This window comes from Filibacter tadaridae (assembly GCF_900609045.1).
Taxonomy (GTDB): domain Bacteria; phylum Bacillota; class Bacilli; order Bacillales_A; family Planococcaceae; genus Sporosarcina; species Sporosarcina tadaridae.
The window spans coordinates 94,749-107,090 of sequence record NZ_UXAV01000039.1 but is presented as its reverse complement, the minus strand read 5'-3'; the positions used below and the strand labels follow the sequence as shown (position 1 = coordinate 107,090).

Annotated in this window: 11 protein-coding genes; 8 read left to right on the top strand and 3 right to left on the bottom strand. The window is 41.0% G+C overall.

Annotated elements, in window-relative coordinates; all coding sequences use genetic code 11:
- Positions 1 to 11: 11 nt before the first annotated feature.
- The gene (locus tag FILTAD_RS08410) at positions 12 to 1,988 is read right to left on the bottom strand and encodes a methyl-accepting chemotaxis protein (protein ID WP_124070051.1); all 1,977 of its coding nucleotides are present in this window, start codon (positions 1,986 to 1,988) and stop codon (positions 12 to 14) included.
- A gap of 304 nt (positions 1,989 to 2,292) precedes the next feature.
- On the opposite strand from FILTAD_RS08410, the gene FILTAD_RS08405 reads away from it, so the two are divergent.
- The gene (locus FILTAD_RS08405) at positions 2,293 to 2,676 is read left to right on the top strand and encodes an AbrB/MazE/SpoVT family DNA-binding domain-containing protein (protein ID WP_124070049.1); all 384 of its coding nucleotides are present in this window, start codon (positions 2,293 to 2,295) and stop codon (positions 2,674 to 2,676) included.
- On the top strand, positions 2,669 to 3,013 hold the full coding sequence (locus tag FILTAD_RS08400) for a type II toxin-antitoxin system RelE/ParE family toxin (RefSeq protein ID WP_124070047.1): 345 nt from the start codon (positions 2,669 to 2,671) through the stop codon (positions 3,011 to 3,013). The genes FILTAD_RS08405 and FILTAD_RS08400 overlap by 8 nt, the downstream gene beginning before the upstream one ends.
- Before the next feature lie 77 nt (positions 3,014 to 3,090).
- Here FILTAD_RS08400 and FILTAD_RS08395 read toward each other — a convergent pair whose 3' ends face one another.
- Positions 3,091 to 4,506 carry an IS1096 element passenger TnpR family protein gene (locus tag FILTAD_RS08395; protein ID WP_124070045.1) on the bottom strand — a complete coding sequence of 472 codons (1,416 nt, stop codon included), beginning with the start codon at positions 4,504 to 4,506 and terminating at the stop codon, positions 3,091 to 3,093.
- A 304-nt stretch (positions 4,507 to 4,810) separates the two neighbouring features.
- Between FILTAD_RS08395 and FILTAD_RS08390 the strand changes: the two genes are divergently transcribed.
- Positions 4,811 to 5,182 carry a hypothetical protein gene (locus FILTAD_RS08390; protein WP_124070043.1) on the top strand — a complete coding sequence of 124 codons (372 nt, stop codon included), beginning with the start codon at positions 4,811 to 4,813 and terminating at the stop codon, positions 5,180 to 5,182.
- A 150-nt stretch (positions 5,183 to 5,332) separates the two neighbouring features.
- On the opposite strand, the gene FILTAD_RS08385 is transcribed toward FILTAD_RS08390, so the two are convergent.
- Positions 5,333 to 7,330, bottom strand: coding sequence for a methyl-accepting chemotaxis protein (locus FILTAD_RS08385; protein WP_124070041.1), 1,998 nt, complete (start codon positions 7,328 to 7,330; stop codon positions 5,333 to 5,335).
- Between the two features lie 248 nt (positions 7,331 to 7,578).
- Between FILTAD_RS08385 and flaG the strand changes: the two genes are divergently transcribed.
- The 5 genes from flaG (at position 7,579) to FILTAD_RS08360 (ending at position 12,228) form a co-directional block, all read left to right on the top strand.
- On the top strand, positions 7,579 to 7,947 hold the full coding sequence (flaG, locus tag FILTAD_RS08380) for a flagellar protein FlaG (protein WP_124070039.1): 369 nt from the start codon (positions 7,579 to 7,581) through the stop codon (positions 7,945 to 7,947).
- Positions 7,948 to 7,964: 17 nt separating this feature from the next.
- Positions 7,965 to 9,779 (top strand): flagellar filament capping protein FliD, encoded by a 1,815-nt coding sequence (gene fliD, locus FILTAD_RS08375; RefSeq protein ID WP_124070037.1) that lies wholly within the window; start codon positions 7,965 to 7,967, stop codon positions 9,777 to 9,779.
- Positions 9,780 to 9,817: 38 nt separating this feature from the next.
- Positions 9,818 to 10,219 carry a flagellar export chaperone FliS gene (fliS, locus tag FILTAD_RS08370; protein ID WP_124070035.1) on the top strand — a complete coding sequence of 134 codons (402 nt, stop codon included), beginning with the start codon at positions 9,818 to 9,820 and terminating at the stop codon, positions 10,217 to 10,219.
- Complete coding sequence (gene fliT, locus FILTAD_RS08365) at positions 10,216 to 10,569, top strand: flagellar protein FliT (RefSeq protein WP_124070033.1); 354 nt, start codon at positions 10,216 to 10,218, stop codon at positions 10,567 to 10,569. The genes fliS and fliT overlap by 4 nt, the downstream gene beginning before the upstream one ends.
- 189 nt (positions 10,570 to 10,758) lie before the next feature.
- Positions 10,759 to 12,228, top strand: coding sequence for a methyl-accepting chemotaxis protein (locus tag FILTAD_RS08360; RefSeq protein ID WP_203229677.1), 1,470 nt, complete (start codon positions 10,759 to 10,761; stop codon positions 12,226 to 12,228).
- Positions 12,229 to 12,342 lie beyond the last annotated feature (114 nt).

Below are 12,342 nucleotides of genomic sequence, written 5' to 3'. Positions count from 1 at the left end.
ATTCTAAAAGATCAAATTTTAAACTGATTTACCGCATTACTCAATTCCTCACTCAACCCCGTCAGCGTTTCTGCTGCATCCGTAACAGATTGGATAGCACGAAGTTGTTCGTCCGTTGAAGCGCTCACTTCTTCACAGGCTGCCGCCGTTTCTTGAGAAGTAGCCGCCATCGTTTGGATTGTTTCAGCGACGTCTTCTTTGTAAGTAGCGACTTTCTGGATTTCTCCATACACGGAGTCGATGGAAACTTGCAGGTCGGACATAAGCGTTGAAATTCCTTCGAAAGTGATTTCCGTGTTGTGAACAACTGTGCCCTGAACTTGGAAGTTTTCACGGGTTTCGTTCATTTGTTGTGCAACGAGTCTGGACTCTTTTTGTAGCTCTTGTACGGTTACTTTCACTTCTTCCGTTGAACTTGCTGATTGTTCAGCGAGTTTCCGTACTTCATCCGCAACGACAGCGAATCCTTTACCATGTTCGCCTGCGCGTGCCGCCTCGATGCTTGCATTCAGTGCCAGTAGATTCGTTTGTGAAGAGATTTGGGTAATGGTTTCCATAACCCCGCCGATTGCTTTCACTTTATCCTCAAGCGTTCCGATTACCTCGGACATTGACTCCAAATTCGTTTCCCAATCACTGAAGGATAGTTTCAGTTCTTGCATACGCCCTTGACCATTTACGTTCATTTCACCTGCTTTTATGGCGATTTCAGACATCGCACCAGCTTTTGTCGTGATTTCGTTAATTTGCCGGCCGAGCAATTCAGCGCTTTCGGTGACGTTTTCTGCATCTTCAGCTGATCTCGATGCGCCTTGAGCGATTTCAGTCACCGCATTTGCAACTTCTTCACTCGATGCATTCGTCTCTTCCGCAACTGCACTCAAGCTTTCGGAGCTTGCGCGTACATTCGAAGCGGAACCGTTGACGACTGTAATGATAGCGTTCATATTTTCAATCATCGTATTGAAGTTATCACTAAGTTCGCCGATTTCGTCTTTTGTCTTAATGTCTGAACGGACGCTTAAATCACCTTTTGAGACGGAATCCATCAATGATTTCAATACTCCGATTGGCCTTATGGTACGACTGATCATGAAATAGAGAACGATGAAAAATAGTAGAAGTGTCGCAATAGCTACAATCATCATGGACTTCCTTAGACTAATTGCAATTTCGTTAATATCTTTCTCGTTATAAATCGCCGATATTTTCCACTCGAAACCAGGAATGGTTGCGAACACATTCACTTTGTCGTTGCCTTCGTGGGTATAATGGATGGCCCCTTTGCTTTTGTCCCTCGCGAACATTTCTTTAATGTAGGGAAGATTGATCAGGCTTTCACCGGCTAACGTCGGATGCACCATTGCAACCCCTGTGGAATCAAAGAGAACCGGATAGCCATTGTAGCCAATGTCACTTTCGGAAATGGATTCGGCTAGCGTATCCAGGTTGATATCAAGTCCCAGAACACCGATAAGTTTCCCGTTTTTCAGAACGGCCTTCATGGCACTGATTTCATACTCGCCTGTCGTACGACTGATATGTGGTTCCGTCCAGTAGACGGTATCGGGATTCGCTGCAGCTTCCGTATACCACTCAAAACTGGTCGGATCATAATCTTTTCCAAGGTCAGCATGCGGGACAAGCATCATCTGTTTTGTCGGAAGTGCGAAGTAAACCGCCGAAGACTCGCCGTATAAATCCAGGAACTCCGTAAATTCCGTATCCAACGTTGCACCACTGTCTGCAACTGTATAATCCCTTATTACTTTGGAATTAGATAATTGAGTAATCCCTTTTTCATATTGCCCTAAAAAATTTGTGATTGAATTTCCCATCTCATCTACAAACACTACACTTTGATCGATTAGATTTTTTTCTGTTTTACTTTGGACTTGCATACTGGAAATTGCGGTCATTGCTGTTACGCCGATAAGGAATAGCACCATTACAGTTGCTATGATTTTTGTCTTGATTGACCTAAACATTGAACACCATCACTCTCTCTATCTCTCTAGTTGTATTGGTTCACTAAGTATTCTTCGGCGCAATTAGTTAGTTGTTTAGGGGTGGATAAGTTAAACAATAAGTGGTAATAGTCATTCTCTTTTTATCATTTTAAATGTATAACGAGCAAGTCTGGTTCCAAACAGGGCTTGCACAACTTACATACAAAGGAATCGATAAATTAAAATCTGTCATGGCTTAGTGGCTGGTACCTTTGTGGTATACTAACAACAAAGAAACCGGAAAAGGGAAATGGGTATCAGAATAGAAAAGGGGGCGTATACTATGGAAAATGCAATGTTGTCACAGAAGGAGAGCACGCAGATGTCGATACCTAAGAAAATTGCTGTTTCGAAAAAAAGACAAATGACAATCCCGAAAGAGTTTCACGATCAACTTCAAATCGGCGACGAAGTACTTTGTGAAATGGTAGATGGGATTCTCATGATTAAACCTATACCGGAAGAAGTGGATAGTAGTGAGACTATTTTAGCGGATTTAGTTCGGGAGGGTTATGAATCAGGCGACGAGATGGTAAAAGAATTTGTTTACCGTAAATCTCAACTGAAATCGGCTTTGCAGCAGCTCATTGATGAAACCCGAGATGGAAAAATATATTCTAGTACAGAAGATTTATTCGCTAATCTTGAAGAGGTCGAAAATGAGTGAACAAAAGAAGTTAGATTTTGAAGTTTTACCTAGCGCAAAACGATTTTTAAAAGCGATTAAAAATGATAAGCCGCTGCAAGAAAAATTTAAGAAAGCGATTGAAGGCCTCCGGTTAGATCCAACTTTGGGAAATCCTAAAAAGGGCGATTTAGCTGGAGTTTCTTCTATGGATATCCGACATCAGAAAGCGAGTTATGAATTGGCTTATTGTGTAGAAGAACAGAAAAACGGGGAGTTATTACTTATCATTATGATAGGTACTCGAGAAAACTTCTATAAAGCATTAAAAGTATACATAAAAACTTCACCACGGATTAAAAACGATACCAAGTCCTGACACAACCCTGAATTGTGTTAGAACTTGGTATCGTTTAGTAAAACGGTATTATTTTAGAACGTAGCCATGTGTTTTTCTTAAAAATAATCCCAATACTGTTCGGGGGATTCGCCTTTTTGATCCTTCACATAAGGTTTAAAACGCTTTACAACCGTTTCTTCAATCTGCTCCACTTCTATTGTGAAGGTCCACTCGTCAATGTAGTCATTAATATAAAGAAAACGTTGAGTTGGTGTAAGTCCTAAAAAGCCAATTTGTATTTTGTAGGCATTTCCGTTGCCAGAGTCATCATGTGGAGAAGCGATGGATTGTTGAGACCATTTCTGTCCATCCATGAAAAAGGCATACAAATGGTCATCGTCAAATTGGAAAGAATGGAGAATCAGCTTATGCAAGTCATCCATCGTCTGTTGAGCAGATAGTACGATTTTACGCCAGACGTCGGGTGCATAGGTGACGTTGAATGTATACGCGCCCTCCGTAAATCTCGTTCGGTTTCTGGGTAACGTATGTGCCAGTTCGCCTAAAGGGAAAAGGGCAGTGAATGGTTGGTAAAAAGGTTGGTCGCTCTGGTCTTCATGAACATTCATCAATACTTGTTCAAAATCCTCATCAGATAAAATGAAACCAAGTGCACTCTCAACGTCAGAACCGGGGATTCCATTGTATTCTCCCAACGAACGTCGAATGGCGATATTCCAAGCGGCGATGTTTCGTGAAAAAAGTAAAATCGGCATGAGCGAGAAGCCAAACGGTGTCACTGTGATATTTTTTGCGAAATACACGCTTTTACTACCCCGTTGTTCCTTACGTCCAACATCCTCTTCACACATCCATAAGCCAAGCCATTCAAAATAAAGAAGAAAGAAATGCCAATCAAAAGTGCTTTGCGCGATCTCGTGCCCAGCATCCGTCATTGGATTTTTCAATACCCATTTCTTTCCGGGGGTCTCATGTCGAAGTGTTGCAAAAACATCTTCATATGTATTTGCCACAGTGTTACGAGAATTATTTTGTATCTTGGCCCAATCGACATCAATCCAGAATGTTTCAAGTAGAAAGAAGTACTTTTCAATATCCCTTAATGCTAGAAATAATTCCACACGGTCAGTCCCCGCCAACTGCATCTTACCAGCCTTTCCTGGAACAATCGTTAACAAACGTCCTCCCCGTGCAACATGATAAAGGAAATGGATGTACGGATAATATTCCTGCTCTGTATACGGAGTGCTGTCTTTTGTTTGTACAGTTAGTAGCGCGTTTATCACTGGGAGATGTTTTCTGGATATACGTTCTTTTGTTTTTGTCAAATGAACAGTATTATGTTGGCAATACAAGATAAACTTTTCAAAGTCAGTTACCAAATTAACAGGGGAATTTTCATTCGCATGCTGCTCTGGCGGCTTTTCAATAATTTCTTCATTCCCTAGATCCGGCAAGCCTTCAAAATATAATTGGCCAGTAGGTGTGGTATTCGTTTCATCTTTTTTCATTGCTGCCTCGCCTCCTTACGTATACCAATTATACATTTTTTAAGAAGCATGAAGAGGGGTATTTTCCTATCTAGAAGAGTATGTCCGTTTAGTACACAAAACTGTTTTTCGAAAAAATGAATTGGGACAAACATTCCAGTTCCATGTTATAATCGGATAAAGAACAGTGCTAATATATCTAAAGTTAAATCCCATTCATAGAAAATATATAGAAATGCTGTAGTCATTAAGAAAGCTAGAAAAAACTGCAACGTGATCAAGCCTTGCAGATACTATTTCAATACAAGCGGAAAGGAGGACCCTTATGAATACTGAATTAAAAGAGATGTTACAATCAGTGATGCAAGAAGCCCTGAAGCCTATTAATCAACGGCTAGATCGGATTGATAATCGTCTTGATAGACTGGAGACACGATTCGACGGACTAGAGACACGATTCGACGGACTAGAAACACGATTTGATGGACTGGAAACTGAAATGAAAACGCGATTCACGGAAGTGGACGCTAGGCTGGATTCCATTTCACAACAAGTGGCGATCAACAGTGAAGAGTTAGCAATAATAAAAGAGCAGACCGCAATTAATACTGAAATAACATCTCCATTAAAAGAAGTTATTTCCAGAGTGGACGAGCTCACAATTGACGTGAAGATAATGAAGAAAGCAATATCCTGAAAGCTTCATAAATTTAATGCTTTTCACTAAGATAATAGAGGGGAAAGAATAAAAAGCGTTCTGGATTGCATACCCAGAACGCTTTTTTTGTCTATATAAATCGACCACTTGCACCGAAACAATTTTCGACAAGTTTACTTTTTTCGTTCCTTAAACCTTAAACCGATTAACCGCCAAACTCAATTCCTCACTCAACTCGGTCAATGTTTCCGCTGCATCCGTCACTGAATGAATAGCCCGTAACTGTTCCTCTGTTGAAGCGCTAACTTCCTCACAAGCAGCGGCCGTTTCTTGTGAAGTTGCTGCCATCGTTTGGATTGTTTCGGCAACGTCGTCCTTGTGAGCCGCGACTTTTTGGATTTCTTCGTACACTGTGTCAATAGAGTCTTGCATCTCAGACATCAATGTTGAAATTTCTCCGAAAGTGACTTCCGTATCGTTAACGACGGTACCTTGACGGTGGAAGTTTTCACGTGTTTCATTCATTTGTTGGGAGACGAGCCTGGATTCCATTTGTAGTTCTTGTACGGTAACTTTTACTTCTTCCGTTGAACTTGCCGATTGTTCGGCGAGTTTCCGCACTTCATCGGCAACGACTGCGAATCCTTTACCGTGTTCGCCTGCACGCGCTGCCTCGATACTTGCATTTAGCGCTAATAGATTCGTTTGCGAAGAGATTTGGGTAATGGTTTCCATAACCCCACCGATTGCTTTCACTTTATCCTCAAGCGTTCCAATTACTTCGGACATGGACAGTAAATTAGTTTCCCAGTCGTTAAAGGAGATTTTCAGTTCTTGCATTTGACCTTGGCCATTTGTGTTCATTTCCCCGGCCTTTATGGCGATGTTGGACATGACGCCGGCTTTTGTCGTAATTACGTTAATCTGCTGGCCAAGGAGATTGGCTTTTTCTGTGACGATTTCTGCATCTTCAGCTGACTTAGACGCGCCATGGGCAATTTCAGTCACTGCGTGTGCAACTTCTTCGCTTGATGCATTCGTCTCTTCAGCTACTGCGCTCAAACTTTCGGAACTTGCTCGGACGTTCGATGCAGAGCCGTTGACGACTGTAATGATAGCATTCATATTTTCGATCATCGTGTTGAAGTTATTACCAAGTTCGCCGATTTCGTCTTTTGTCTCAATTTCCGAACGGACGCTTAAATCGCCTTTTGAAACGGAATCCATCAATGATTTCAATGCTCCGATTGGCTTGATGGTACGACTAATCATGAAAAAGAGCGCTATGAAAATGACTAAAAGCGTAGAGATTGCAACAATGAGCATCAAACTGCGTAAATCAGTAGCCATCGCGTCGATATTTTTTTCATTGTAGATTGCACCAATTTTCCAGCCGAACTTTGGAATTGTGGCGTAAATATTGGCTTTTCCGGTACCTTCATATTCATAGTGAATCGCACCTTTGTCGTTACCTCCTTCGTACATTTCTGCAATGAAAGGCAGTTCCATCAAGTTTTCTCCGCGTAATGTCGGATGGACAATTGCGGTACCTTCCGTATCGAAAACGACAGGGTAGCCGTCATAACCAATTTCGCTAGACGAGATTTTTTCTGTTAACGCACCCAGTTGGATATCAAGTGCGATAACGCCGACCAGCTTACCATTTGCTTGAACCGCTTTCGAAGCACTGATGACAAATTCTCCGGTCGCTTGGTCAATATAGGGTTTAGTCCATTGCACCGCATCCATATCTGCGATTGCCAGCGAATACCATTCTCGTGAAGTAGGATCGAAATCAGTGCCTAAATCCGTGTACGGCATAATTACGGTTTGTTTAGTAGGCAGTGAAAAATAGATTGAGGATGAATCTTCATATGTATCGAGGAAGTACTCGAATGCTTCATTGAGGGCGGGAAGAGAATCAGTCGTTGTTTCGTCTTCACTGCCATTCTGAAACCCTGTTACTAAAGGTGAAGTTGAAAATTGTGCAAGACCTTTGCTGTATTGACCTAGATAGTTCTCAATAGCAAAACCCATCTCATCAATAAGTGCACTACTCGAGTCAACAACACTTTCTTCAGTTTTATTTTTTACCTGTGTACTGCTGATGGCGGTCATAATAGCTATCCCGATAAGGAAAAGTACCATGACTGTCATGATGATTTTTGTCTTGATTGATGTAAACATACAAAGAGCACCTTCGCTTTCTATTATCTAAATGAATTAACTATACTTACTTCGGTTTCTTGATTCATTTATTTAGATGGGAATAAATGTGAAGGGATTTAGAATGATGTTATAATCGTTTCTTTCAATAAAACTAGAACTGATTCCATTATGGGGCCATTCAACTTTTATCCGCCATCCTCTCAACTTCCATTTTTCATTGCCGATATAATCCATAATGAATGTTCTCAAACACAGGGGGTAAGTGAATGGTAAATCGTATGGATAACGGTGCCGTTACACAAACAAGGGCATCGACGGAGAAAACAGCGCCTACCGAAAAAATAGTAGTAGCGCCAGTAGAGGTAATCGAAGATAAAGCGCAGCAACAACCTGACAATGAGCATCCATTACAAGCAGATAAAGCAAAACAGATGACAGAAAGCATGAACAACTTTTTAGAAACAGCAAATACGCACCTACAATTCAAATTTCATGAAAAACTCAACGAATATTATGTGACAATCGTCGATTCAACAACAGACGAAGTCATCAAAGAAATCCCGTCAAAAAAACTAATGGACATCCACGCGGCAATGCGCGAATTCATCGGCTTGCTTGTCGACCGAAAAATTTAAGAAAGGCGTGATCTACTATGCGAATAAGTGGACTAGCATCAGGTATTGATACGGAGAAAATTGTCGCCGATCTCATGAAGGCACACAGAATACCGATGGATAAAATAACGCAGAAAAAACAATACCTGGAATGGCAGTTGGATGATTACCGGGCAGCGAACCGCCAAGTGCTCGATTTCAAAAACAGGACATTTGACACAATGATTCTGTCCAAATCGTTCACAGCGAAAACGGTGAATATTTCTTCGCCAGATGACGTAGCGATTAAAAACATTAGTTCAACAAGTGATTTTTCGGGATCGATTAAGGTTACACAGTTGGCGAAGAATGCCACTTTGCAGAGTGGAAAAAGTATTAAATTTGAAATGCAGCTTACGGAAGATACAAAAGATGATTCAGAAGCAAAGGAAATGCAATCGGAAAATACAAAGCTAAAGAATTTGGGTATCACTGGAACGGTGTTGAAAATCAATGCCCCTGATAAAGATGGTAATATGCCAGATAAACCAGTAGAAATAACATTCGACCCCGCAACAGATACTATAAATTCTGTGCTTAGCAAAATTAACGAATTAACAGGTGTGAGCGCGTTTTTTGATTCACATACTGGGAAATTTGCGATGACAGCTAAGAATAGTGGAGCGGGAAATATTGAGGTTGATGGAGATTTAGGAAAGTCATTGGGATTAAACACAGGGCCTAAAACTTTTTTTGCGGGAATAGATGCATCTGAAATAAAAAAAATGAGAATTACAATCAAGGTAGATGGAAAAGATGAAGAACTGGATTTCAGTGCATGGGATGGAATAAATAAAAAAATTGATTTCTCAAAAAAAGGATTGGAAGTAATCTACAACAACGAAACTAAAGATTTCACAGTTAACATTCTCAATGACTCAGTAGGTAAAAAGATAGAAAGTGTTACAGTCACCAACACCAACGATCCCGATTATTCTTTGTCTATTAGTATCAGTACTTCAACAGCCGGCCAAAACGCAGAATTCACATTCAATGGATTAACAACACAACGTGCATCCAACACATTCCAAATCAACGGTTTTGAAGTTACATTAAAGGGTGTCAACACAGAGGGCATCAACTTCAGTTCCGCACCCGACACCGATAAAATATTCGACAACGTCGTTAAATACGTAGATGAATATAACAAACTCATTGAAGACCTGAACAAACAGATTCGCGAACCAAAATACCGGGACTTCCAGCCGCTTTCAGCTGAGCAAAAGAAGGATATGACGGATAAAGACATCGAACTATGGGAAGAAAAAGCGAAGAGCGGTACGCTTCGCAATGACTCCACCATTTCCAGTATGCTGACACAAATGAGGACAGCGCTTATGGGGGCTATAAATGGGAAGACATTGAAAGACATCGGGATTGAAACGACAAGTGACTACCTGGCTAATGGCAAGCTGACCATTAAGGAAGATAAATTGAAAGAAGCAATCAGTGCAGACCCGAACAAAGTGCATCAAATGTTCTCGAAAGATGAAAATAAACTGGATGAGGATGGAAACCCTGTAATAGAAGATGGAAAAAACGTGAAGGATCTAGGGTTTGCACAACGCCTTAAAATTATCCTTGAAAGTACCGAAAGTTCAATCGCTGAGCGTGCAGGTAAAGCTGGCGCGGTCAATGATACATTTTCACTCGGCCGTTCATTGAAAGACATGGACAACCAAATAGAACGTTTCGAAGATCGCTTGAAAATGATGGAAAACCGTTACTGGAGACAGTTCTCAGCAATGGAAACGGCGATCAATCGTGCGAATTCACAATCAGCCAGCCTTATGAACGCATTCAGCAACTCATAACACAGGCTGTTACATAATTTAAAGGAGATAGATCACAAATGGCTATTAACAATCCATATGCAACGTATCAAAATAACACGGTTACGACTTCAACGCCTGGAGAACTTACACTTATGCTGTACAACGGCTGTCTGAAATTCATTCAACAAGCGAAAAAGGCAATGGAAACAGGAAATATCGAAGAAAAGAACAAGTCTATCCAAAAAGCGCAGGCAATCATATCCGAACTTATGCTAACACTCGATAAAACGTACCCTGTTTCCCAAAACATGCTCGTCCTTTATGAATTCGCAAATAGCCGCCTCATTGATGGCAATATCAAAAACGATGGTGCATTCTTCGACGAAGCATCCGACATCATTAAAGAATTCCGTGATACATGGAAGCAAGTTATTCAAATCAACCGGCAAAAACAATATGCCAATGTGGATGAAATATGATCCGGCCTGCGTTAATTACCTGGCAAGAGGTATCTGAAAAACTCATTGCGCTGACAAATCTGAATGCGGGGAATCAGCGCGATGAAACGATAGCAAGCATCGAGGCATGTATCGACATGCGAGACAAACTACAACCGCAAATAGCTGCACCGTTTACAGTAGAGGAAGAAGTATTCGGTAAGGAACTTATTGTGTTGGAAAAAACTGTGGAACAGAAACTTACTTCATTCAGGAAACAAATTCGTCTAGATATTTCAGGAATTCAATCGAAAAAAGGTAGTGTGAAAAGCTACGTCAACCCCTACAGCAATGTAGCACGTGATGGTGCGTATTACGATACAAAACAGTAAAGTATGCCCGTTAGAGAACCCTACTCTTTCGGGTGTTTTTTTGAATTTAAATCAGTACACGCGTTTTTTAATCTAATTGGTTAATTCAACCCATATGAACTACCATTCATTAATGATACATTTTACATACAGTCATTATTTTGCAAAAGCATAATGAATCGATATATATATATAATAGGGGAGTGTCTCATGATAACTATTAACCAATTGAAGCAAGAGGATTGGCTTCGTAAAAATCGAATTATGATGTTGGGATTTGCGTTAGCTGCTGGTCTCGGTTTACTAGCGCAACTGATTCAGCAGTCTGCACTGGCCATTCAGCTATCCGTTGCGATTCCATTTGTATTCTCCATTATTTTCTTTTCTATCAGCAGAAAAGTTGCGGTTATTTCTACTGTTTTACCTTACCTTTTACTCATGATGAATTTTGCAATTGCGATGGGTGTTATCTTTTTCTCGGAAGCGAATCTTGGGTCAATCGGAATTATTATTCTGTTATTGGTGCTTGGCTCCATTCATGGCAAGATGCCTATTTTGGTGTTTGGTTTTGTATTGAGTTTTGTCGCAATGGTGACGAATAATCTGTTGTTTACAGCGCCGGAACTTGTAGGTGTTAGCGGGAAGAATCTTCTTCTCCTTCACTTTCTTGCGGGTCTAGTCCTATTCCTTCTCGTTCGCCAAAATGGGCGGGTATTCAAGCATGTGGAGCAACTAGTCGAATTGACAGAGACAAAGGTAGCCGAAGAAGAGGCACTTGCATTTCGTCTTGACGGCGCAGTCGAGAAAATTACAGCGAATCTTGCCTATCTACGTTCGAACTCGGAGATAGCCGCCACTTCACAAATCGACATGCTTTCCGCTGTCAATGATGTAAGTGTAGGCAGCCAACATCAAGCGGATTATATCTCGGATATCGCCGAGAATGCAGAGCAGACACACGACTCTGTTCAACAAATGGCGAAAGAATTGGAGCAAGTCGTAATCCAGGCGAATGAGGCAGGCTCCAAAGCCGAAACTGGAACAGTAACCATTTCAAAGTTGAAAACGAGTACCGACTCCTTCTCAACATTTTTCAAAGATTTAACTGAAACCTTTAGTGTGTTATCTGAAAAGATTGACGAGACGAATGCATTCGCCGGTTCGATTAAAAAGATTACGGAACAAACAAATTTACTTGCTCTTAATGCATCGATTGAAGCAGCTCGTGCGGGAGAACATGGCAAAGGCTTTGCGGTTGTCGCAGATGAAATTCGAAAATTGGCAGGTCTGACGAATGAAACGTTGAAGAAAATTGATACGAATTTAAATGAAGTAAACAGTTATAACGAACTTGCAGTAGGCAAACTGGCGTCAGGTATGAAACAAGTGGCAACCCAAGCGACAGCGGCAGATGAGTCGAAAGCATCTTTCGAAGATTTGTTCGAAACGATGCATAAGCTCCAAGAAGTGCTGTCCACATTCATGGATGACTTCGACACGATTTCAGTAAACAGTGAAGCGATTCGGGAGCGGACGATGGAATTCGCTGCCATTGTAGAAGAAAGTACAGCTACAGTCGAAGAATTGAATGCGACACTAACAGAACTGACGGAAGAACAGCAACAAATCGCGCGATATATTAATGAAACGCATGAAGAAGCAGTGCAAATTCAAAAGTAAATCAATCGTGTCCTGAATAATTTTCGGGACACTTTTTGTATAATTATCTTTACCTAACTATTCAATCATATCAACTTATGGTACATTTTGAATAGATAGAATTTCCTGAAGGGA